Origin of the sequence: Bradyrhizobium sp. TM239 (genome assembly GCF_036247985.1) — a bacterium.
Taxonomy (GTDB): Bacteria; Pseudomonadota; Alphaproteobacteria; order Rhizobiales; family Xanthobacteraceae; genus Bradyrhizobium; species Bradyrhizobium ottawaense.
In genome coordinates, this window is the sequence record NZ_BTIR01000005.1 from 141,992 (window position 1) to 164,865 (window position 22,874).

A 22,874-nucleotide genomic window follows, 5' to 3' on the forward strand; every position below is an offset into this window, starting at 1 on the left:
TTCTTTCCCAAAGCGGGCGTGCCTTGTCCGATCCTGCGACAAATCTCGCGACTCGCTTGCTCGGGCCCGCCGCGCTCTATGAAGATGCCCCCTCGTCCGATGCCAGCCCCGTCCTCCGCCGCAAATCCGTGATCGCGCGCAGAAAGCTGTCCGCGGGCGTCGTCTCGGGATCGATCAGCCGGTGCAGGCGAAAGCCGTCTTCGAGCGCCAGTACGACGGAGGCCATCCAGGGCGGGTTCAGATTGTCGTTCCGTCCGTTGCTCTTCAACGTCGCCTCGACGATGTCGGCCACCAGCTTGCGCCGCGCGCGCAGGCGTTTGGCGAGCTCGGGGCGGCGCTTCTCGGCGCGGGCGACGAACAGGATCATCTCCATGTGCAGCAGCGGCGAGCGGGCGAGGGGATCCTGCCGCGTGCGGTCCATCGCCTTCAGCGCGGCGATGAAATCGTCGAGATTGTCGTGCTGGGCGAGGATGTCGAGGTTGCGCCGGATCGACTGTTCGACATGGTCCTCGAGCATGGCGATGATCAATTCGTCCTTGCTCTTGAAATTCGAATAGAACGCGCCGCGGGTGAAGCCCGCCGCCGCCGCGATCGCCTCGATGCTGGCGCCGCCGATGCCGTCCTCCTCGAACACGCGCGCGGCCGCCTCGAACAATTTGTCGCGCGTGTCGTCCCTGGTCGGCCTGGTTCTCAGCCTTGACATCGGAGGAGGTTAAGGCAGAATGCAACTCGATACAACAATGTATCGAGTTGATAAATTCAAGGGATGGTTGCGCCGGGCAGTGGGGCTGCGATCGGCGTATTCGTGTCATCGGCAACCGATTTGAGGTCACCATGAACGAGCACGTGCAAGGCGCCGGCGGCGCGCCGCTGTTCAACCCGCTCTCGCCGGACTTCATCCGCGATCCCTATCCACACTATGAACGGCTGCGCACGATCGATCCGATCCACGTGACGCCGTTCGGCCAATTCGTCACCAGCCGCCACGCCGACGTCAGCCTGGTGATGCGCGACAAGCGCTTCGGCAAGGATTTCGTCGAGCGCACGACGCGCCGCTATGGCGAGAAGATCATGGACGAGCCGGTGTTCCGCAGCATGAGCCATTGGATGCTGCAGGCCGATCCGCCGGATCACACTCGCCTGCGCGGCCTCGTCGTAAAGGCCTTCACCGCGCGCCGGGTCGAGGACATGCGGCCGCGCATCCAGGCGATCGTCGACCAGGCCATCGATGCCGTGATCGATCGCGGCCACATGGACCTGATCGAGGATTTCGCCTTCCGCCTGCCCGTCACCATCATCTGCGAGATGCTCGGCATCCCCGAGGACCATCGCGAGGTCTTCTACAAGAGCTCGCGTGACGGCGGCCGGCTGCTCGACCCCGTGCCACTCACTGCCGAGGAGATCAAGAAGGGCAACGAGGGCAACCTGATGGCGCAGATGTATTTCCAGCAGCTGTTCGAGCTGCGCCGCAAAAATCCCGGGGACGATCTCACCACCCAGCTGGTGCAGGCCGAGGAGGACGGCAACAAGCTCACAAACGAGGAGCTGACCGCCAACATCATCCTGTTGTTCGGCGCCGGCCACGAGACCACGGTGAACCTGATCGGCAACGGCCTTTTGGCGCTCCACCGCAATCCGGACCAGCTTGCGCTGCTCAAGGCGCGCCCCGAGCTGATGGAAGGCGCGATCGAGGAATTTTTGCGCTACGATTCCTCGGTGCAGATGACCGGGCGCGTCGCGCTGGAGGAGATCGAGGATCTCGGCGGCAAGAGGATCCCCAAGGGCGAGACCGTGCTGTGCCTGCTCGGCTCGGCCAACCGCGATCCCGCGGTCTATCCTGACCGGCCGGACCGGCTCGATGTCACCCGCCAAAATGTGAAACCGCTGTCGTTCGGCGGCGGCATCCATTTCTGCCTGGGTGCCCAATTGGCGCGCATCGAGGCCGAGATCGCCATTGCCACGCTGCTGCGGCGGCTGCCCGATCTGCGCATCGACGACGTCGAAAACCCGGAATGGCGGCCGACCTTCGTGCTGCGTGGCCTCAAGCGGCTGCCGGCGAGCTGGTGAGGCGCGCCGGCATTAACCTCCGCGCGCAACAGTCGCTGTGACTTCGCCACACTTCCCCCTATATAAGGGGCTGTTCCGGCACGCCTGAAGTCCACTAAGGCCAGGGTTTGGTCCGGATGCCGGTTTGGCCGAGGGGAGACCCGTGCAGACGACACTGCTCGGATTGGCGATTGCCTTCATCATTGCGCTGCTGGCCGCGCTGATCGGGCCTTACTACGTCGACTGGAACCAGTTCAGGCCCCAGTTCGAGGCGGAGGCTGGCAAGATCATCGGCGTACCGGTGCGGGTCGCGGGCGAGCTCGACGCGCGGCTGCTGCCGGCGCCGACGCTGCGGCTGCGCCAGGTCACCTTCGGCGGCAACAACGATCTCGGCCGCCTGCGCGCCGACAAGCTCGACGTCGAGTTCAGCCTCAGCTCCCTGATGCGCGGCGAATGGCGCGCCACCGAGCTTTCGGTGGGTGGCATGGCGGTCGATCTCGGCCTCGATGCCCGGGGGCGGGTCGATTTGCCCTCCATCGCGAGCGGGACCTTCAATCTGGCGTCCCTCGCCATCGAGCGGCTGAATCTCACCGGCCGCATTGCGCTTCACGATGCCGCCAGCCGCTCGACGCTGGAGCTGAACGACATCGCCTTCTCCGGCGACGTCCGCTCGCTCGCGGGCTCGGTGCGCGGCGACGGCAGATTCACCGCCGCCGGGGTGCGCTATCCCTTTCGCGTCTCCTCCGGCCCGAGCGCCGACGGCAGCGCCACCCGTCTTCACCTCAACATCGATCCCGGCGAGCGCGCCATCCTCGCCGATCTCGAAGGCGTGCTCGCCTTCGACAACCGCCTGCCGAAATTCGACGGTGCGCTGACGCTGGCCGTGCCGGCGGTCAAGAAGGCGGGCGAGGCGGGTCCGACGCCGTGGAAGCTCACGACCAAGCTCAAGGCGGACCCGGCCGGCGCGAAGTTCGAGCAGATCGACGCGAACTTCGGCGCTGAAGACAATGCGCTGAAGCTCGGCGGCGTCGGCGACCTCAGATTCGGTGCCTCGCCGCTGCTGCGCGCGGTGCTGTCGGCGCGCCAGGTCGATGCCGACCGGCTCGCGGGCAAGGACGATGCCGAGCCGCTCCGCATTCTGCCGGCGCTGCGCGCGGGGCTGGCTGCCATTCCGCAGGCACCAATCCCGGCGCAGATCGAGTTCAACTCCGACCAGATCATGCTCGGCGGCCGCCCGCTGCAGAACATCACGGCCGAGCTGCAAACCGATGGAAGGTCCTGGACCTTCCAGAGGCTCGAGCTGCGCGCGCCCGGCACGACGCAGCTCTCGCTCAACGGCGCAACCCCGGGCGCCGACAGTTTCAGCGGCCGTCTCAGCGTCGAGTCTTCGGACCCCGACACGTTGGTGGCCTGGCTGCAGGGCCGCAGCGAGATCAACCGCCGCAGCACGCGGCCGCTGCGTCTTGCCGGCGACGTGACCATCGCCGCCAACCATCTCGCCATCGACAGGCTCAAGGCCGACATCGAAGGCGGCGCGGTCGAGGGCCGCATCGCCTTCGTGCAAACAGGCGCGAGCAAGGGTTCGCGGATCGACGCGGAGCTCAAGGCCGACCGGCTCGACCTCGATGCCGCCGCGAGCTTCGTGCGCGCGCTTGCGGGGCCGCAAGCCGAATGGCCGGAAGAGGCAAAGCTCTCGCTCGATATCGGCCGCGCGATCTCCGCCGGCCAGGAGCTGCGGCCGTTCGCGGCAAAGCTCGCTTTCGGCCCCGCATCGCTGTCGCTGGAGCAGCTGCGCTTCGGCCAGGCCAGCGGCGTGACCACGGAGGCGAGCGGCAGCTTCGACCGCACCAAAGCCACCGGCAAGCTCGCGCTGAAATCCTCGGCCAATTCGCTGCGCGAGCTCACCGCGCTGATCGAGCCGTTTGCGCCCGCGGTGCGCGCCCGCTTCGATGCCATCCCGGCATTACCAGGCGCGACCCGCCTCAGGCTCGATCTCAGTCTCGACAGGAATGCCGAGCATGCCGATCGCAGCAACGCCCGCGCCGTGCTCGACCTCGACGCGCCGCAGCTCAAGGCGAGCGCGACGCTGGCGGCGCAGATGCCGGCGGCGGCCGTCAATGGCATCGATATCGACAAGTTGCGCGACAGCGACTTCACGCTGGATTCGAAGGTGTCGACGCCGCAGGCCGGCGCGCTGCTGGCCTTGCTCGGGCTCGATCGCGTGGTGGCCGCAGGCGAGGGCGCTTCGCAATTCGAAGGCAAGCTGATAGGTAGCTGGCGGCGGCCGTTGCAATTGAACGCAAAGCTCAGCGGCGGCGGGCTCGAAGCCGATGCGCAGGGCAGCGTCGAATTGTCGGAGCCGAAAGCCAGCGTGAACCTGCGCGTGCGCAACGCCAATCTGGCACCGCTGTTCGGGACCAGCCCGGCCGACAAATCGATGCAGGCCGTCAGCCTGTCCTCCCGCGTCGGGCTCTCCGGCAGCCGCCTGACCTTCGACGATCTCGACGGCAATGCGGCCGGCTCGCATTTGCGCGGTCATCTGGCGGTGAGGCTCGATCAGGAGAGAAGCGTCGACGGCGAAGTCGGCCTCGATACGCTCGACCTGGCGCCGGCGCTCGCGATGGCGATCGGCGCGGCGGGGCATGAGTCCGGCGAGCCGCTGAGTGCGGGGGTGTTGGGCGGCTGGCGCGGCCGCATCGCCTTCCAGGCGTTGCGCGGGATGTTGCCCGGCGGCATCGAGCTGCGCCCGTTCGGCGGCACGATTCGAAGCGACGGCCAGTCGCTCGCGCTCGATGCGCTGAAGGGCGGCCTCAGTGGCGGCGAGATCTCGGCGAGCTTCGACGCACGCAATGGCGCGAATGGTCTTGCGCTCAACGCGCGCATCGATCTCAGCAATGTCGATGCGGCGGCGCTGCGCTATCGCGATCTCGCGCTGCCGAAGGGACGCGCCTCGGTGCAGATGGCGCTGACCAGCCAGGGCCGCAGCGTGGCGGCGCTCACCGGCGCGCTCGCCGGCAACGGCACGGTGACGCTGGACTCCGCGGAAATCGGCGGCCTCAATCCACGCGCCTTCGAGATTGCGATCCGCGCCAGCGACGGCGGGCAGGTCGCCGACGACAACCGCCTGCGCCAGCTGGTCGAGCCCGCGCTCGCGGCCGCGCCGATCGCGGTGGCCTCGGCGCAGATCCCGTTCACGATCCGCGACGGACGCTTGCGCGTCGGCGCGACGCCGCTGGAAGCGAAGAACGCCCGCGCCATCGTCTCCGGCGGCTACGACATCCCCGCCGACCAGGCCGACATCCGCGCCAGCCTGACGCCGATCATGACCGGCCTCTCCGGCGCCCCGCCGGAGATCCAGCTGTTCGCGGCGGGCCCTCCCGACAGGCTGAGCCGCACCATCGATCTTGCGCCGCTGTCGTCGTGGCTGGCGGTGCGCACGATCGACCGCGAGACGCGCCGGCTCGACGCCATCGAGCGCGGCGAGCCTCCGCCGGCGACCGCGGCGCTGCCGACGCTGGTGTCTCCGGATGCAGCGCCCGAGCAGGCGCCGGCCAATGTGCCGCTGCCGGGCCACGATCCGCGCCGCGCGCCGCCAAAGCCGAAAGCCGCACCGCTGCCGAAGGCTCCGCAAGCCGCGCCCGCAGCGCCAAGCCCTCCGCTGACAAGCCCGCCGCTTGCCAGCCAACAGCTCGCGCCCTTGCCTCCGCCGATCGACGTGAGGCCCGCCCCGGGTCCTGCGCCCGCCAGGCCCAAGCCAAAGCCGCCGCTGGTGCTGACGCCGCAGAATCCGTAGGGGCGGATTGGTTTGCGCGAATTGAGCCGCGGGCTCGCTTACCTCTCCCGCTTGCGGGAGAGGTCGCGCACCTTCTCCCGTGAACCTCTGGTAAACCCATTCGCTCGCATTTGAATGAATTTTGCCCGGCAAAACTGATTTGCCGATTTTACCGAATTCTCGCGTTTGATCTCTAGCGTCAGTTCTCAGAGGAATCCGGTGTCCCGCCACGAGCGGCGGGACGGCTCGCCAAAAGAACTGCCAAGAACTGGGGTTATCGAGATGAACGGGGCGAAAACGCTTCTACAGGATCTGGACGACGCGATCGCGCGCGGCACTGACGAAAGCCGGGCGAAGGCCTTGTGGCATGCGACCGATATTCTGATCACCGGCCGCTACAGCGACGACGAGATCAGCATGTTCGGCGAGGTCATCGGCCGGCTCGCCGACGAGATCGAGGTCGCTGCGCGCGCGCAGCTCTCGGAGCTGATGTCGGCGTGCGATCACGCTCCGCTCAACGTCATCGAAAAGCTGGCGCTCGACGATGAGATCGAGGTCGCCGGTCCCGTGCTGCGCGACTCCAATCGTCTCGACGAGAAGATGCTGGTGGAGAGCGCCATGACCAAGGGCCAGTCGCATCTGCTCGCGATCGCCCAGCGCAAATCGATCGGCGAGGCCGTCACCGACGTGCTGGTCAAGCGCGGCGATCAGGAGGTCGTGACCTCGGTGGCCAGGAACGAGGGCGCGCGCTTCTCCGGCTCGGGCCTGCTGCACATGGTCCGCCGCGCCGAGGGCGATTCGATCCTCGCCGAGCAGCTTGGCCTGCGCAAGGACGTGCCGCGCCACATCTTCCAGCAGCTGATCTCGAAGGCGTCGGAAGACGTCCGCCGCCGCCTCGAGACCGAGCGGCCCGAGATGATGGCGCAGATCCAGAGCTCGGTGACCGAGGTCACCGGCGATCTTCAGTCCAAGTTCGGCCCGTCCTCGCGCAGCTATTTCGTCGCCAAGCGCGTGGTGACGACGCAATATCGCCAGGGCAACCTCAACCAGGAATCGATCTCGAACTATGCGCGCCAGCATCGCTTCGACGAGGTGCAGATCGGCCTGTCGCTGCTGTCGGCGCTGCCGGTCGACGTGATCGAGCGCGCGATGATGGACCGCAACCGCGAGATGATTCTGGTGCTGTGCAAGGCGCTCGATTTCTCCTGGGACACGACCATGTCGCTGCTGTTCCTCGGCGCCAAGGATCATCTGATCACGGCGCGCGAGCTCCACGACAACGAGCGCGATTTCGGCCGGCTCAAGATCGAGACCTCGCGCAGCGTTCTGAAGTTCTACCAGTCGCGCAAGACCGCCGCTGATTCCGCCTCAGGCGGCCGTCAGCCCGAGCTTCAGGTCCACTGAACAGGTGCACTGAGCATCGTCCCGGAATTCGAAGGGGAGTATTTGCAATGTTGCCTCAATTCGGCACCGCGGTTCGCAAGAAGAACCTCGACAGCGCGGTCACCGCCGATCTCGGCGGTGGAGCGCCCGACAAGGCGTCGGTGGACGCGGCCTGGCTCGTGCTGGAAGCCGCCAACGACCTCGGCGACCACGCCGCGATCGACGCCTGCCGGCGTGTCATCGACGCCGAGCTGAACGGCACGGTGGCCGGAAGCTCGGACATCGATCTCGTGCTGGGGTATTTCCGGTAAGCTGCCTCCCACCCGTCATCACCTCTCTCGCTTCGCCGTGAGGCGTTGCCCCATCTTACAGGGTGATCAACGTCTTGATCGCGCGCCGTTCGTCCATGGCGCGGTATCCCTCGGCGACATCGGACAGCGGCAGCTTGAGGTCGAACACCTTGCCCGGCTTGATCTTGCCGGCGAGGACGCGGCCGATCAGGTCCGGCAGGAAGCGCCGGACGGGGGCCGGTCCGCCGAGCATGCGCCGCTGCGCGAAGAACATCGCCTGGCCGTCGAAGGTCACGCCGTGCGGCACGCCGACATAGCCGATCGATCCGCCGGGCCGCGAGCAGGCGATCGCCTGCGCCATCGATTCCTGCGTGCCGACGCACTCCAGAACGGAATCGGCGCCGACGCCATCGGTGAGGTCCTTGATGCGGGCAATGCCCGCCTCGCCGCGCTCGGCCACGATGTCGGTGGCGCCGAATTCGACCGCGAGCTGCTGCCGCGTCTTGTGCCGGCTCATGGCGATGATCCGCTCGGCGCCCATCTCCTTGGCCGCCAGCACGCCCATCAGGCCGACGGCGCCGTCGCCGACTACGATCGCGGTCGATCCCTTGCGAACGTTGGCGGCATCGGCGGCATACCAGCCGGTGCCGAGCACGTCGGAGGTCGCGAGCAGGTCGGCGATGAGATCGGGCGACGGACGCTCAGCGGTTGCGACCAGGGTGCCGTCGGCCAGCGGAACGCGCGCGTAGGGGGCTTGCGCGCCCGACATGAATTCGCGCTGGACGCAGGAGGAATGGAAGCCGAAGCGGCAATGCGGGCAGGTGTTGTCGGAGATGCAGAACGAGCCGACGACGAACTGCCCGGGTCGCACCGTCTTCACCTCGCTGCCGACCTCCACGACCACGCCGCAATATTCGTGGCCCATGTGCTGCGCACGCCCCTCGATCGGCTGCAGGCCGCGATAGGGCCAGAGGTCGGACCCGCAGATGCAGGTTGCCGACAGCTTGATGATGGCGTCGGTGGGCTTGAGGATCTTGGGATCGTCGACCTCTTCGCAGCGGATGTCGCCGGGACCATACATGAGTGTTGCCAGCATGGCTGAACCTTTCGGGTTTGATCGTCAGGAGAGAAGCTCGAGCCGCAGCGGATATTTTCCGCGCGTGAGCAGGGGCTGAGCGCCGCCGTCGAGATGGCCGAGACGGATCAAGCCCTTCGAGTAGCGATAGCTGCCGTGGAAGAAAGCGAGATTGCCCCAGGGCGCGAAGTAGCAGAGATCGCCCGGCGCCTCGTCAGCGAACGGGACGTTGTCGAGCTCCGTCAGCTTGCGCGGCAGATAGGCGATCTTCTCGTTGGTCGAATAGTCCTCGATGGCGAGGTCGAGCGGCAACAGAGCGACGAGGTCCCGCGCCGACGGGTTGTCCAGAAGGGTTGCCGTAAAACTGTGGCGGTCGAAGGCGCATCGCATCTGCATGTTCGCAGCTCCCCTCCGCCCGGAGGCGTTCGTCACGGTAAGGCCGGCGACGGAGCCGGGCACCGCGGCGATGGCCACGAGGCCGCCGACAACGGTCCGGCGCGCGAAGCAATGTCTGGACATGATACATGCGCCTGTGGTCGGGGTCGGACGGCACGCGAGCCGCAGCCGCCCCCGCCATTGAACATAACGCCCGGCACGCGATCCGATTAGATGGATTAATCCGCTTGCGTTGATCGATGGGAGGCATAAATGGGAACTCTCGGCGGTGGAAAGCGATGGCCAGGCAGGATTTCAACGACCTTCTTTCCTTCCTCACGATCGCCAAGGAGCTCAGCTTCACCAAGGCGGCAGCCAAGCTCGGCATTGCCCAGTCGACACTGAGCTACACCATCAAGCGTCTCGAAGAGCAGATGGGTATCCGGCTCTTGACGCGGACCACCCGCAGCGTCGGTCTGACAGAGGCCGGCGAGCGGCTGCGGCAATCGATGGCACCGCGCATCGCGGAGATCGAGGCCGACATCGCCGACCTCATGGCGTTCCGCGACAAGCCGTCCGGGCGGATCAGGATGACGATCTCGAACCATGCATTCGAGAGCGTGGTGTGGCCGAAGCTGGAGCCGGTCCTGAAGAACTATCCGGACATCAAGCTCGAAGTCAGCCTCGACAGCGGATTTCGCAACATCGTCGAGGAGGGTTTCGATGCCGGCGTCCGTCTCGGCGAGAGCGTCGAAAAGGACATGGTCGCGGTGCGGATCGGGCCGGATTGGCGCCTGGTGGCCGTGGCTTCACCCGGCTACTTCGCCGAGCACCGCGCGCCCAAGCATCCCCACGAGCTCGTAGGGCACAGTTGCATCAACCTGCGACTGGAACGGGCGGGCGGGCTTTACGCCTGGGAATTCGCCAAGCGCGGCCAGGAGCTTCGCGTCCGGGTCGACGGGCAATTGACGTTCAACAGCTCCTACACCCAGGTCGAGGCGGCCCTGAGAGGATACGGCATCGCCTATGTGCCGGAGAACATCGTGAAGGCGCACATCGCCTCGGGCGACCTCGCGTTGGTGCTGGACGACTGGTCTCCGACGTTCGACGGCTACCACATCTACTATCCGAGCCGGCGCCAGAACTCGCCCGCCTTCAAGGTCATCGTCGACGCACTGCGTCATCGCGGGAAGTGACGGCGGCCGGCGATGCGGTTCGGTGCCGTCCCGTTCGTTCGAAGTCAGTACGAACCCGAGCGCTTTGATCCTGCATCGAGCCGTAGATTTGACCTCGCCGCGCTCAGCGCCGCAGACAGCTCGTCGATGTGGTAGGGCTTCGCCAGGATCTGGATGCCCGCCGCCTGCGCCTCATGGACGGAGGCTTCGGCGTAGCCGCTGGTCAGCAAAACCGGTATGTCGTTGCGACGCCGTTTGATCTCGTGTGCGAGCTCAACCCCATTCATGCCGCCCGGCATCATGACGTCCGAAAAGATCACATCGACGGAGCGACCATCGGCCAAGGCGCCGAGAGCCGCAGCAGCGCTGGCGGCGCGTGTGACTTCGTAACCGAGCTGGCCGAGCATCTCGGCGACCAGTGCGGCCACCTCGTCGTCGTCTTCGACCAGCAGGATTCGGCCCTGGTTGCTTTTCTTCGGTCGCACCCTGGTGAGGTCGATGAGGTGCCGCTCGCTCGAAGGGACATCGAACGATCGCGGCAGGTACAGTTCGATGCTGGTGCCCCGGCCGGCCTCCGATTGAATGCGGACCGTGCCCCGAGACTGCGTCGCAAATCCATGGACCTGCGCGAGCCCAAGTCCCGAGCCCTTACCGACGTCCTTGGTCGTGAAGAAGGGCTCGAAGACCCGCGACAGGATCTCCGGAGCCATGCCGACACCTGTGTCGATCACGGACAGCCGGACATAGTCGCCGGCGATCTCCGCGTCGTTCAGCTCGGGCAGGTTTTCGCCGCGGACGAGGATCGTGCCGCCGTTCGGCATGGCGTCGCGGGCATTGACGGCCAGGTTGAGGATCACCAGCTCGAGCTCGCCGGGATCGACCTCCACCGGCCACAGCGAATCCGGAAATTCGAACTCGACATGGACGTCGCCTCTCAGGCTTCGATCGAGCAGCTCGCGCATGCCGCCGATCTGCGCGGCGACGTCGACGGGTTCGGGGCGCAGCTTCTGCCGGCGCGAAAACGCCAGAAGCTGCTTGGTCAGGCTGGCCCCGCGCTGCGCCGCCTGGATCATCCCGTCCATCAAGCGGCGACGGCGGTTGGGGTCCGTCTGGCGGTCGAGCATGTCGAGGCCGCCGGAAATCACCATCAGCAGGTTGTTGAAGTCGTGAGCTACGCCGCCGGTGAGCTGGCCGATGGCTTCGATCTTCTGAGCCTGGCGAAGCGTCTCCTCGACGCGAGCGCGCTCGTTCATTTCGAGACGCAGTTGCTCGTTGGCTTCCTCCAATTCGCGCGTCCGCTCGACCACCAGCTTCTCGAGCTCCTGCGCGGTCTGCTCGCGGGCCTCGAGCAAAGCCCGGATTTCATATTGGCGCCGGCGTGCCCGGATCGCCGACTGGATGGCGCTGGTCAGGGTGATCGGCTGAACCGGCCGTTCGAGCAGCGAAACGTTACGGAGAAGCTCGACGATACTGCGTCGCCACGCGACGACCGCCGGCTGTTCTCGATGGCTGGTGAGAACGACAAAAGGGAGGTCGGACCACGGGGGTTGGCGCTCGATCCATTGTGCCAGCGGCGCCGTGTCTCTCCCGAACAATCCTTCCTCGGCCAGGAAGACCGCGCCCACGCCTTCGGTCATCGCACTGACGAGCGCGGACAGATCGCGGCAGTTGACCGCCTCCAGGCTCGCGCCGCGAAAGAGTTCGGTCGATGCCGGCCCGTCGCGGCCGATCGGGGCGAATACGAGAACGCGGTGATCCGGGTCGAGGCTCATTCGAATGGCTCTTCCGGCAATGCCCTGCCGGTATAATGCGGATTGCCGGAAAAGATGCCGCTGAACTCCTGCAGTGGCGGGCCGAGCCTGATCCCGCTGCTGCCGAGCCGGAACTCGCGAATTGTATGCTCGTGATTGCCGCTACGCTTCTTGACGACGGACAAGGCGCGCCGCACCGTTCCACCGAATTCGAAATAGCGCAGCATCAGCACTGCATCGCTCAAATAGCTGATGTCGAGCGGCGTATCCATTGGACCTACAAGCCCATGCTGAGCGAGGATCAGGATGGTGAGCACGCCCTGCTGTGCCAGGTAGCTCAGGAGTTCATGCATCTGCAGGATGAGAAAACGTTCATCCGGCATCGCGTTCAGGTAGCCGTTCAGGCTGTCGATGACGACAAGGCGGGCGTTGTCGGCCTCGACGCTTCGGCGGAGCGTCGCCGCGAACTCACCGGGCGACAGTTCGGCCGGATCGATCTGTTGAAACCGGATTTTCCCCGAGGCGAGATGTTTCTCCAGAGGCAAGCCAAGTGTCCGTGCACGTGCTTCGACCGTTCCACGGCCTTCATCGAAGGCGAAGAATACGGCGTGCTCGCCACGTTCGGCCGCCGCGATGGCATAGGTCAGTGCGACCGACGACTTGCCCGCACCGGCAGAGCCGAGCAGAAGCGCGTTGGTGCCGCGTTCGAGTCCGCCTCCCAGGAGCTGATCGAGCTCGGCGTTGCCGCTGGAGATGGGCTCACCGGCGAAGGGCTTGTGATGTTCGGCCGCGACGAGCCGGGGGAAGATCCGCAACCCGCCTTCCGAAATTGTAAAATCGTGGTAACCGCCGCGAAACCGGATGCCCCGCATCTTGATCACGCGAAGACGGCGCCGCTCGGCCCCGTAGTCGATGGCGATCTGTTCGAGCATCACCACGCCGTGCGCAATCGAATGCAATTGCAGGTCGTCCTGAGAGGACGAGAGATCGTCGAGGAGAACGACAGTGCAGTTGCGATTGGTGAAGAAGTGCTTCAGGGCCAGAACCTGACGCCTGTAGCGCAGCGGGTTCTGGGCAAGCAGGCGCAGTTCGGACAGGCTGTCGAGCACCACGCGGGTGGGATCAATTCGTTCGACCTCCCTGAAGATCAAATTGGTGGTTTCGCTCAGCTCCATTTCGGCGGGATGGAAGACCGTGAGCTCGCGCTCGGGGTCGAGCGTCGTCTCCGGTGGCACCAGCTCGAAGATGTCGACCCCGTCCAGCGACCAGCCATGCCGACGCGCGACGACACTCAGCTCCCTCTTGGTTTCGGACAGGGAGATATAGAGCACGCGTTCGCCATCACGCACACCTCTCAGAAGGAATTGCAGCGCGATCGTGGTCTTGCCGGTGCCAGGCCGTCCTTCGTAAAGATACATCCGATTGGCGTCCAAGCCGCCGCCCAGGATGTCATCCAGGCCGTCGCTGCCGGTCGAAACTCTCGGCGAATCCTTAAGGTCGCTGTCTGGAACAGCCCTCGACGGACCGGTCATTGAACCCCCTCGCGCATGTTTTCCGGAAGCTGATTTTGCCCGAGCGCCCAGAGGCTGGCAGCCGGGGTTGGACCGAACAGGTCCTTCAAGGAACTCTTCAGACAGGAACGAGTTCCCGCAAAGAGGTTACCGGGCGATCGGTGCCCCGGCTTGAGTTATCGATGCAAGAAGCCAGTTGCGGGTCGGAGCGTCCAAGGGACGGGCCGCAATAGACTGTGCCGATAGCTCGGTGCTGTCGGTTCAAAACTGAACACAAGCTCCTGTGCTCGCCGCAGGTGGATCCGGTCGCAGGCGGTCATCGCCTTGCGCGGTAGATCACCACGTCCTCGCCGTGACGGTTCGTGCCCCGCTCGAGCCGGTAATTCGATTTCTCCAGCACGCGGCGCGATGCGCCGTTTGCGACATAGACGATGCCGATGAGAGACGGCAGCTCGAGTTGTGACAGCCCGATCTCAGTCAGCGCGGTCGCGGTCTCGCTGGCAAATCCCCGGCCCCAGAGACTGGGTGTGAACGCGTAGGCGATCTCGATCTCGTCCACGTCATCCACCAGGATGTGCCGGATGCCGGCCCGCCCGGCAAATGCGCCGTCTTTCGTGCGCAGTGTCCACAGGCCGAAACCGTATTGATCCCAGTGCGCCATGTTGACGGCGAGATATTTCTCCGTTGCCTCCGCCGAACGCACGCCGCCGATATAACGCGACGCTTCAGGATCCAGATGGAGCGCGACGAGGTCGGCGAGGTGACTTTCGTTCAGCCTCTCCGCGGTCAGGTTGTCGGTACTGAAGCGATCCATGGAAGCAGGGTGTCGCCCGGAGCTGGTCGCGATCTGGATGTTGTCGAGGCCGATGATGCCATCGTGCCGCTGTTTTGCCCGACAGGTCAACCGGCTCGCGGCCTTTAGGCTTTTGTTTAAGCATGGTCCTTTCGGAAAACCGCCGCGCACTTTTCCGGATCATGCTTTAGACCGGGCCGTGCGAGCCGGGCGGGACCATGTAGAGCGTCATCGCGAAGATCGTGTAGATGCAGAGCAGGAGGGCGCCGACGAACCAGGCCGAGCGTCCGCCATTGGTGACGAAGCTCGTCACCACGGTGGCGATCATGACCATGGTCACCGCTCCCGGCCAGAATTGAAGGTCCATGGGCTGCGGCCCGACGACGTAGCTCAGCAGCACGAGAACGGGTGCGACGAACAAGGCGATCTGGCTGGCGCTTCCGAGCGCGATGCTCACGCTCAAGTCGAGCCGGTTGCGGCGTGCCGCGGAAAACGCCACGGCCATCTCGGCCGCAGCCCCGACCAGGGCAACGACGATGAACCCGACGAATGCCGGGGTCATGCCGAGCGTTTCGGCGGCCTTCTGCACCGATGTCACGAAGATCTCGCTCACGAGTGCCACCAGCACGGTGACGATTCCCAGTGTCGGAACGGCGATCGCAATCGGCAGTATCGAGCCGCCTGCCTCGCCATGGTCGCTGCTTGCAAACAGCTCCTTGTGCGTCTTCAGCGAGAACAGCAGGCTGAGACAGTAGGCCGCAATCAGCAGGACCGCCAAGGCGGTGCTCAAGCGCTGCACCGTCGCCTCGTGTCCGGGAAAGTCCAGGTCGGCCACGGCCGAGGGTGACAACAGGGCGATCGTGGCCATCAGCAGCAGCGCGGAATGGAGCCTGCCGCCTGCCCGGTTGTATTCCTGCACGCGATGCCTCAATCCGCCCAGAAACAGCGATGCGCCCAGCATGAATAGCGAGTTGGTCACGATCGCACCCGCAATCGAGGCTTTGACCAGCATGTATTGACCGGCCTGCAACGCCGTGACCGCGATGATGAGCTCCGTGAGATTGCCAAGCGTGGCGTTCAACAGCCCGCCGACCGCATCGCCGGTCTTCTCGGCCACGGCCTCCGTCGCGTGGCTGAGCAGGCTCGCGAGCGGCACGATGGCGATCACGGCCAGCACGAACAGCAGCGTATGCGCGTCCGGCATGACATGCTCGAGCGCGATCACGACAGGCACGACAACCAGCAGCCACAGCAGCGGGCTGTGCCGGATTTCCCTGAGCAGCGCGTTCATGGTCCGTCCTACGCGGTCAGACCTCGACGCTGCCGCCGGAGCGGGCCCCGGTGTTGATCTAGCTCAACGGCTTGTGCGCCCTCGAACCGGCGCCTCAATAGCAGGGCGGATAGGGGTGATATCCACAAGCCCGGCGATAGCCATAGGCGCCATAGGCGGCAGCTCCCGCCGCTGCGGCACCGTAGTAAGCCCGCCGATGGACTCTGCGGTTGACGCCGGCAACGCTTCCCGGCGTGAGCGGGCGTCCGACGCGGGCCTCGGCGGTGTCAACGGACACGGCGAGCGCATCCACCGGCGAGGTGTGGAACGACAGGGGCGCTGCCGTGAACAGCGCGGCGGTGACGAACAGTCCGATCAGCTTGGCATGTCCAGTCATGTGCTCTCTCCCTTTGCAGGACGACGAGAAAGCGTGACAGGCCGGTGAGGTGGACCATTGACCGAAATCAATGGTCGCGGTTTCCTGGGATCGCCTGGCCCGGATGATTCCTGCACTCGCGTAAGCCATTGATTTCACAACCCCGGTCTACTGTGCATGGGGTTGTTTTCGCAATTTTAGTTTTGAGGGCTTCAGCCGGCGCCCAGCGCCACCGCGACGTTGTAGGTCAGGAGGCTCGCGGCATAGGCCAGCACCAGCATGTAGGTGAAGGTCACGGCCATCCAGGTCCAGCTTCCGGTCTCGCGCCGGATCACGGCCAGCGTCGAGGCGCATTGCGGGGCGAAGATGTACCAGGCCAGCATCGACAGCGCGGTGGCGAGCGACCATTTCGTCGCGAGCACCTGTCCGATCTGCTCGGCCGCTTCCTTGCCGCCTTCGATCGCATAGACGGTGCCGAGCGCCGCGACCGCGACCTCGCGCGCCGCCATGCCCGGGATCAGCGCGACCGCGATCTGCCAGTTGAAGCCGACCGGCGCGAGCAGCGGCTCGAGCGCCTTGCCGATGATGGCGGCGAGGCTGAAGTCGATGGCGGGCTCGGTGGCGCCCGCCGGCGGCTGCGGGAACGAGGCCAGGAACCAGATCAGCACCATCATCGAGAAGATCGTGGTGCCGGCCCGCACCAGGAACATCTTGGCGCGGGTGTAGATGCCGATCGCGATCGATTTCAGCTGCGGCATCTTGTAGTCCGGCAGCTCCAGCATGAACGGCGCCGGCGCATAGTCGCGCAGCATGAAGAACTTGATCAGGAACGAGACGGCAAGCGCGCTGATGATGCCGGCGGCGTAGAGGCCGAACATCACGAGGCCCTGCAGGTTGATGAAGCCCCAGACGTCCTTCGCCGGAATGAAGGCGGAGATGATCAGCGTGTAGACCGGAATGCGCGCCGAGCAGGTCATCAGCGGCGCGATCAGGATCGTGGTCAGCCGGTCGCGCTTGTTGTCGATCACGCGCGTCGCCATGATGCCGGGAATGGCGCAGGCAAAGCTCGACAGCAGCGGAATGAAGGCGCGGCCGTGCAGGCCGGCGCCGCCCATGATGCGGTCCATCAGGAACGCGGCGCGCGCCATGTAGCCGAAATCTTCCAGCAGCAGGATGAACAGGAAGATGATGATGATCTGTGGCAGGAACACGATGACGCTGCCGACGCCAGAGATCACGCCGTTCTGGAGGAAGCTCTGCAACAGGCCGGCGGGCAGGGTGGCGTGAACGAGCTCGCCGAGCGCATCGAAGCCCGAATTGAGCAGCTCCATCAGCGGTTGCGCCCAGGCGAACACCGCCTGGAACATCACGAACAGGATCAGCGCCAGCACGATGAGGCCGCCGACCGGATGCAGCACGACCGCGTCGATCCGCGCGGTCCAGGTGTCGGGTCTAGCAGGCAGGCTGACGCAGTCGGCGATGATGCGGTCGGCCTCGCGCTGGGTTGCGCGCAATTCGGATACGCTGAGCGCGCGCCAGCTGTTCGCCGCCGCCTCGGCGGCGAGCCTTACCGAGATCTCGTCGGTCAACTTCAAGAGGTCGGCGGTGCCGCCCTTGCGCACCGCGATCGAGGTGACCACGGGCAGGCCGAGCTCCTTGGCGAGCCGCTCGACGTCGACCGTGATGCCGCGGCGGGCTGCGATGTCGAACATGTTGAGCACGAGCAGCATCGGCCGTCCGGTGCGCTTGAGCTCGAGCAGCAGGCGGATGGTCAGCCGCAAATTGGTGGAATCGGCGACGCACAGCACGAGATCGGGCACGGTCTCGCCGGAGGCCTTGCCGAGCACGAAGTCGCGGGTGATCTCCTCGTCGGGGCTGCGGCCGCGCAGCGAATAGGTGCCGGGCAGGTCGACCACCGAGACCTGACGCCCCAGGGGCGTGACGAAGAAGCCCTCCTTGCGCTCGACGGTGACGCCGGGATAGTTCGCGACCTTTTGCCGGCTGCCGGTCAGGGCATTGAACAGCGAGGTCTTGCCGCTGTTCGGCGTGCCCACCAGGGCGAGATGCAGCAGGGGTAATTCCATGGAATCACTGGTCCGGGGTCAGAGGTCCGGTCGCTATCTAGGCGACGATGATGGCCATGGCTTCGCGGCGGCGGACCGCAATCGTGATGCTGTCGACCCGCACGGCGATCGGGTCGCGCCCGACCAGCCCCTCGTGCAGGACCTCGACCCGGGCCCCCTCGACGAAGCCGAGCTCGATCAGGCGGCTCTCGAGCTCGATGTCGGAGAGCGCCGAGCCCGCCTCGCGAGCGGAAAGATGCTGGATGACGCCGGTATAGCCGCGCTGGGCCAGACCCAGCGGCATGTGCGGGCGCGTGTCATTGGTGTCGGTCATGCCCTGTATTTTCAACGCAAGGCATTGAGGTCAAGCGCGCGCGCTCCCTGAAACCGCACCTTAGAGTGATTTTAAAGTGCGGGTGGCGGAGCGCCGTCGAAGGCGCCCCCGAGGGCTGGGCGGCTACTGGGCCGCGACCTTGTCCGGCTGGGGAGCCATCGCCCGGCTCTTGAAGTAGTCCAGGACGAACAGACGGATCGCCGACGACAGGTTGCCCTGCTGGCGGTTGTTGTCGATCTCGCCGACCAGCTCGGACAACGTCATGTTGCGCAGGCCGGAAATCTCCTTCATGCCGTTCCAGAACGCCTCTTCCAGGCTGACGCTGGTCTTGTGCCCGGCGACGACGATCGACCGTTTCACGACGGGCGACTTCATGGCTGCTCCTCGCGATCGATCTGATGCTGATCCAGGTGCGCCTTCGCCTTGTCCGCGCGCGTCTCCTCCGCCGACCGGTCCGCCTTCGTGCGGCCGAACTTCGTCCGGTTGACGTCCGCCTGTTTCGCCGAGGCTTCCCGTTCGGCGCGCTTCCTGAAACGATTCAGGTTGATGACGTTCCCCATGCCGCGTCTCCATCATCCGATCCTTTCCAGGCAGGATGAAACACTCAGAAACAGGGTGCCGCACTGCGCCCCACAAGACTTGATCGCCATTCGCTTGTCCTCGTCAATCGGCCGCTCGGGCCATCAAACGATGAATTTCGCCCCCGTCGAGGGGCGGAAAGGCTGCGTAGCACGCCGTCCGGCCGGAACATTGACGGTAATCAAATCCCGCCCCCAAAGCCGCACATTTCTAGGGCGGCGAGCGTCCGTATCATTACGGATGGCTATCGGAATTCGGAGTTCTATCCCGGGCTGGTCATTTTCTCGGGGCGGACCAGGCGATCGAACTCGTCGGCCGAGACGAAGCCGAGCCGCAGCGCCTCCTCCTTCAGCGTGGTGCCGTTGGCATGGGCCGTCTTGGCCACCTTGGCGGCGTTGTCGTAGCCGATCTTCGGGGCCAGCGCCGTCACCAGCATCAGCGAGCGCTGCATCAGCTCACTGATGCGCTTTTCGTCGGCACGGATACCGCTCACGCAATGCTCGGTGAAGGATCGCGCGGCATCCGCCATCAGGCGGATCGAGTGCAGCATGTTGTAGGCGAGCACGGGCTTGTAGACGTTGAGCTCGAAATGGCCCTGGCTGCCGGCCACCGTGATCGCGGTGTGATTGCCGAACACCTGGCAGCAGACCATGGTCATCGCCTCGCACTGGGTCGGATTGACCTTGCCCGGCATGATCGAGGAGCCCGGCTCGTTCTCCGGCAGGATCAGCTCGCCTAGCCCCGAGCGCGGGCCTGATCCCAGGAGGCGGATGTCGTTGGCGATCTTGAACAGGCCTGTCGCGACCGAATTGATGGCGCCATGCACCAGCACATAGGCGTCGTTCGAGGCCAGCGCCTCGAACTTGTTGGCGGCGCTGGTGAAGGGCAGCTTCGTGATCGCGGCAACGTGCCTTGCGAACAGCTTTGCAAAGCGCGGCTTCGAGTTGAGGCCGGTGCCGACCGCGGTGCCGCCCTGCGCCAGGGGATAGAGGTCTTTCACCGCGACCTTGAGCCGGGCGATGCCGCTTTCCACCTGCGCCGCATAGCCGGAAAACTCCTGCCCGAGCGTCAGGGGCGTTGCATCCTGCGTATGAGTTCGGCCGATCTTCACGATCTTCGCGAACGCCTTCTCCTTCTTGCGCAGCGCGCGGAGCAGCTCGCCGAGGGCCGGGACGAGATCGGCATTGATGCGGCTTGCGGCGGCGATGTGCATCGCGGTCGGAAACGAATCGTTCGACGACTGGCTCATGTTGACGTGATCGTTGGGATGCACCGGCTTCTTGGCGCCGAGCTCGCCGCCGAGCAGCTCGTTGGCGCGGTTGGCGATCACCTCGTTGAGGTTCATGTTGCTCTGCGTGCCCGAGCCGGTCTGCCACACGACGAGCGGGAAATGGTCATCGAGCTTGCCCTCGATCACCTCGCGCGCGGCGCTGATGATCGCATTGGCGCGGCGCCGGTCGAGCAGGCCGAGCTCGAGGTTGGACTGTGCCGCGGCGAGCTTGACGATGCCGAGCGCGTGCACCAGCGAGATCGGCATGCGGTCGGTGCCGATGCGAAAGTTCTGGCGCGAGCGTTCGGTCTGCGCGCCCCAATAGCGGTCGGCAGGGACCTCGATGGGACCGAAACTGTCGGTCTCGATGCGGGTGGCGGGGCGGGCGGTCTTCGCGCGGGCGGCTTTGGCCATGAGCACATCCATTCTGCCGCGCGAAACACCGCGCAGCGCTTTCATGTGCTTCTCTATATAGGGAGTTCGGCCGCGTGCGACGGGTTCGGGTCTAACCTAGATCATTTCTTGCGGAAACGATCAAGCCGCACCACTTCGGCGCCGCCCTGGTTCGGGGCCGCCGGCTCCTCCGTGCTTTCCGCCGTTTCGGGAGCAGGCGTCTGCACGGCGACGGCCGACGGCGCGGGAGCCGCCGGCAGCGTCTCGGGCGCGACCTCGGCGACGTCGGACGTGTCGAACTGCAGGCCGAACTTCACGGACGGATCGAGGAAGCTCTTGATGGCGCTGAACGGCACGATCAGCCGCTCCGGAATGCCGCCGAAGGACAGGCCGACCTCGAAGCGGTCTTCGAGCACGGTCAGATCCCAGAACTGATGCTGCAGGATGATCGTCATCTCTTCCGGATATTGCGCGAGCAGCCGCGACGACAGCTTCACGCCCTCGGCCTTCGACACGAAGGTGATGAAGAAATGGTGCTCGCCCGGCAGGCCTTGGGCCGCGGCATCGGTCAGCACCTTCCGCAGCACGCCGCGCAGCGCGTCGCGGGCCAGCACATCGTATCGGATATGATCGGTCGCCATGGTGGTCCTGTTGCATCCCCGAAGCCGGACCGTGCCGACCCGACTCGCCAAGCCGCAATAGTACCGCGCCTGACGGGTCAGCAGGAGTCCCCGCCGGGGAAGAAATCAAGAGTAAAGTGGAGGCTTCTGTTGCCAGGTGCCTCCGAACCCCGCCTAACGGAGCTTAACCCGTTAGGACTTCAGAATGGTCTTTCAAACTGCGTTACGCAGCCTGAGCAACCGGAGCAAAGTTGTCGTTGGCAACTATTGCATAGCCCGATAACGGCGGAACAATACCGGGAAAAAGTTCGCCCTTTACGCCCTCGTCGATCCTATTTCGCCCCCGCCAAAGCCCGCTTCGGGATGACCCGTTGGTGGGCTTTGGTGGAGGCGCCGGGTACCGCCCCCGGGTCCGAATGGTTTATTGCGACGACCGTTTATTTCCATAGCCGGCGAACCGGCAACGCCAATATAGGGCGCAAAGGTTTCGAATGACAGGTGTTTCGCGCGGCGATCCCACGGTTCCCTTTGGATAGGTTCCGGATGGCCTTCCCTATGATCTTGGCCGCGTGGAGCCTCGCGTTCTAAGCTCCTGACATGTCCACGGATTCAGCACCGGCCGCCCAAGAGCCGGATCGAGAGGCGGATATCCCCGCCACCCATGCCCCCGCGCCCGGGCTCGTCGCGCTGTTTCTTGCCTTTGCCCGGATGTCGCTGGCCGGCTTCGGCGGGGTTTTGGTGTTTGCCCGGCGGGCGATCGTCGAGCGGCCCCGCTGGATGAATGCGGACGAGTTCAACGAGACCTTTGCGCTCTGTCATTTCCTGCCCGGACCTAACATCGTCAATCTGTCCATGGTGTTCGGATCAAGGCTGCGCGGCATCGCGGGCGGGCTTGCCGCCTTTGCCGGCCTGTTGCTGCCGCCGACGCTGATCATGACGGTGCTTGCGATCATCTACGCCCGTTACGGCGACGTCGACGTGCTGCGCCGCAGCCTCGCCGGCATCTCCTGCGCGGCGGTCGGTCTCTTGATCGCGGTAGTGTTCCGCATGATGACGCCGCTGCTGAAGCGGACGGATCCCCTCGCACTGATCCTGATGGCCGGCGTGTTCCTCGCCATCGGCGTGCTCCGCCTGCCGCTTCCGGCGGTGCTGCTGGTCGCGATCCCCGTCAGTGTCGGCGCCTCTTTTTTCCTGCGGCGGAAAGTAGCAGCATGAAGCCTGAGAATCCGATCTGGGCGCTGATCTCCACCTTTGGACTGATGTCGCTGCTCGCCGTCGGCGGCGCCGCGGCGGCGGTGCCCGAGATGCACCGCATCGCAGTCGAGGTGCATCACTGGATGACCGACAAGCAGTTCACCGACGCCTATGCGATCGCGCAGCTCTCGCCAGGTCCGAACGTGCTTATCGTGACGTTAATCGGCTATGCCGTCGCCGGCATTCCCGGCGCGCTGGCGGCGACGCTGGCGATGTGCCTGCCGACGGCGCTGCTTGCCTATTATGTCAGCCGGCTCCTGAACCGGCCCAGCCAATCGCGCTGGCCCGGTTTGATTCAGGCTGCACTGGTTCCGCTTTCGATCGGCTTGATGGCGGCGAGCGCCCTGATCCTGGCCCAGTCGACCGATCGCACGATTGCTGCAGTGCTTCTGACCGCAATGGTTGCGGTGATCGCGTCCGTCTCGCGCATCAATCCACTCTGGCTCCTGCTCGCCGGGGGACTGTTGGGTTTCGCTGGCATTGTGTAATGAAAATCGCTAGGCAGTGGTCGGGCGGGGGATCCATTTCCAGCCGATTTAGAACA

21 protein-coding genes and 1 other RNA gene are annotated in these 22,874 nt (G+C 65.3%); 7 read left to right on the top strand and 15 right to left on the bottom strand.

Annotation, left to right across the window (positions count from 1 at the left end):
- Positions 1 to 76: 76 nt before the first annotated feature.
- Positions 77 to 703 (bottom strand): TetR/AcrR family transcriptional regulator, encoded by a 627-nt coding sequence (locus AABA84_RS09470; protein WP_212249874.1) that lies wholly within the window; start codon positions 701 to 703, stop codon positions 77 to 79.
- Positions 704 to 834: 131 nt separating this feature from the next.
- Between AABA84_RS09470 and AABA84_RS09475 the strand changes: the two genes are divergently transcribed.
- The 4 genes from AABA84_RS09475 (at position 835) to AABA84_RS09490 (ending at position 7,512) form a co-directional block, all read left to right on the top strand.
- Positions 835 to 2,067: a cytochrome P450 gene (locus AABA84_RS09475; protein ID WP_212249873.1), complete on the top strand. Its 1,233-nt coding sequence runs from the start codon at positions 835 to 837 to the stop codon at positions 2,065 to 2,067.
- Positions 2,068 to 2,209: 142 nt separating this feature from the next.
- A complete protein-coding gene (locus tag AABA84_RS09480; protein WP_338311941.1) occupies positions 2,210 to 5,839 on the top strand; it encodes an AsmA family protein in 3,630 nt (1,209 codons plus the stop codon).
- A 261-nt stretch (positions 5,840 to 6,100) separates the two neighbouring features.
- The gene (locus AABA84_RS09485) at positions 6,101 to 7,222 is read left to right on the top strand and encodes a DUF2336 domain-containing protein (protein WP_212249871.1); all 1,122 of its coding nucleotides are present in this window, start codon (positions 6,101 to 6,103) and stop codon (positions 7,220 to 7,222) included.
- A gap of 47 nt (positions 7,223 to 7,269) precedes the next feature.
- Positions 7,270 to 7,512, top strand: a complete 243-nt coding sequence (locus AABA84_RS09490; protein ID WP_338306236.1) for a hypothetical protein — start codon at positions 7,270 to 7,272, stop codon at positions 7,510 to 7,512.
- A gap of 55 nt (positions 7,513 to 7,567) precedes the next feature.
- Here the strand turns inward: AABA84_RS09490 and AABA84_RS09495 are convergent, their stop codons facing one another.
- Both AABA84_RS09495 and AABA84_RS09500 read right to left on the bottom strand, forming a co-directional pair.
- The gene (locus tag AABA84_RS09495; protein ID WP_338311942.1) at positions 7,568 to 8,587 is read right to left on the bottom strand and encodes a zinc-dependent alcohol dehydrogenase family protein; all 1,020 of its coding nucleotides are present in this window, start codon (positions 8,585 to 8,587) and stop codon (positions 7,568 to 7,570) included.
- Positions 8,588 to 8,611: 24 nt separating this feature from the next.
- On the bottom strand, positions 8,612 to 9,085 hold the full coding sequence (locus AABA84_RS09500) for a cyclophilin-like fold protein (protein WP_338311943.1): 474 nt from the start codon (positions 9,083 to 9,085) through the stop codon (positions 8,612 to 8,614).
- 155 nt (positions 9,086 to 9,240) lie between these two features.
- On the opposite strand from AABA84_RS09500, the gene AABA84_RS09505 reads away from it, so the two are divergent.
- Positions 9,241 to 10,137, top strand: coding sequence for a LysR family transcriptional regulator (locus AABA84_RS09505; RefSeq protein ID WP_212249866.1), 897 nt, complete (start codon positions 9,241 to 9,243; stop codon positions 10,135 to 10,137).
- Between the two features lie 44 nt (positions 10,138 to 10,181).
- Here AABA84_RS09505 and AABA84_RS09510 read toward each other — a convergent pair whose 3' ends face one another.
- From AABA84_RS09510 to ssrA, 12 genes are all read right to left on the bottom strand, one after another.
- Positions 10,182 to 11,888: an ATP-binding protein gene (locus tag AABA84_RS09510; protein WP_212249864.1), complete on the bottom strand. Its 1,707-nt coding sequence runs from the start codon at positions 11,886 to 11,888 to the stop codon at positions 10,182 to 10,184.
- The gene (locus AABA84_RS09515) at positions 11,885 to 13,399 is read right to left on the bottom strand and encodes an ATPase domain-containing protein (protein WP_212249862.1); all 1,515 of its coding nucleotides are present in this window, start codon (positions 13,397 to 13,399) and stop codon (positions 11,885 to 11,887) included. Before AABA84_RS09515 ends, AABA84_RS09510 begins: the two co-directional genes overlap by 4 nt.
- 295 nt (positions 13,400 to 13,694) lie before the next feature.
- Positions 13,695 to 14,192 carry a GNAT family N-acetyltransferase gene (locus tag AABA84_RS09520; protein ID WP_338306285.1) on the bottom strand — a complete coding sequence of 166 codons (498 nt, stop codon included), beginning with the start codon at positions 14,190 to 14,192 and terminating at the stop codon, positions 13,695 to 13,697.
- A gap of 166 nt (positions 14,193 to 14,358) precedes the next feature.
- On the bottom strand, positions 14,359 to 15,462 hold the full coding sequence (cax, locus tag AABA84_RS09525) for a calcium/proton exchanger (protein ID WP_338311944.1): 1,104 nt from the start codon (positions 15,460 to 15,462) through the stop codon (positions 14,359 to 14,361).
- A gap of 94 nt (positions 15,463 to 15,556) precedes the next feature.
- Positions 15,557 to 15,838 carry a hypothetical protein gene (locus AABA84_RS09530; RefSeq protein ID WP_028145466.1) on the bottom strand — a complete coding sequence of 94 codons (282 nt, stop codon included), beginning with the start codon at positions 15,836 to 15,838 and terminating at the stop codon, positions 15,557 to 15,559.
- Positions 15,839 to 16,029: 191 nt separating this feature from the next.
- Positions 16,030 to 17,901, bottom strand: coding sequence for a ferrous iron transporter B (gene feoB / locus AABA84_RS09535; RefSeq protein ID WP_212249858.1), 1,872 nt, complete (start codon positions 17,899 to 17,901; stop codon positions 16,030 to 16,032).
- A gap of 37 nt (positions 17,902 to 17,938) precedes the next feature.
- Positions 17,939 to 18,214, bottom strand: a complete 276-nt coding sequence (locus AABA84_RS09540) for a FeoA family protein (RefSeq protein WP_018319701.1) — start codon at positions 18,212 to 18,214, stop codon at positions 17,939 to 17,941.
- Between the two features lie 123 nt (positions 18,215 to 18,337).
- The gene (locus AABA84_RS09545; protein ID WP_018319702.1) at positions 18,338 to 18,589 is read right to left on the bottom strand and encodes a ribbon-helix-helix domain-containing protein; all 252 of its coding nucleotides are present in this window, start codon (positions 18,587 to 18,589) and stop codon (positions 18,338 to 18,340) included.
- On the bottom strand, positions 18,586 to 18,774 hold the full coding sequence (locus tag AABA84_RS09550; protein ID WP_212249851.1) for a DUF4169 family protein: 189 nt from the start codon (positions 18,772 to 18,774) through the stop codon (positions 18,586 to 18,588). Before AABA84_RS09550 ends, AABA84_RS09545 begins: the two co-directional genes overlap by 4 nt.
- A 281-nt stretch (positions 18,775 to 19,055) precedes the next feature.
- Entirely contained in the window at positions 19,056 to 20,489 is a 1,434-nt protein-coding gene (gene fumC / locus AABA84_RS09555; protein WP_338306286.1) for a class II fumarate hydratase, read from the bottom strand.
- Positions 20,490 to 20,578: 89 nt separating this feature from the next.
- Positions 20,579 to 21,097, bottom strand: a complete 519-nt coding sequence (locus AABA84_RS09560) for an SspB family protein (protein ID WP_091961476.1) — start codon at positions 21,095 to 21,097, stop codon at positions 20,579 to 20,581.
- Between the two features lie 115 nt (positions 21,098 to 21,212).
- Positions 21,213 to 21,577, bottom strand: a transfer-messenger RNA (tmRNA) gene (ssrA, locus tag AABA84_RS09565).
- Positions 21,578 to 21,673: 96 nt separating this feature from the next.
- On the opposite strand from ssrA, the gene AABA84_RS09570 reads away from it, so the two are divergent.
- Together AABA84_RS09570 and AABA84_RS09575 are read left to right on the top strand one after the other, a co-directional pair.
- Positions 21,674 to 22,291, top strand: a complete 618-nt coding sequence (locus AABA84_RS09570) for a chromate transporter (protein WP_338311945.1) — start codon at positions 21,674 to 21,676, stop codon at positions 22,289 to 22,291.
- On the top strand, positions 22,288 to 22,818 hold the full coding sequence (locus AABA84_RS09575) for a chromate transporter (RefSeq protein WP_212249843.1): 531 nt from the start codon (positions 22,288 to 22,290) through the stop codon (positions 22,816 to 22,818). Before AABA84_RS09570 ends, AABA84_RS09575 begins: the two co-directional genes overlap by 4 nt.
- Positions 22,819 to 22,874 lie beyond the last annotated feature (56 nt).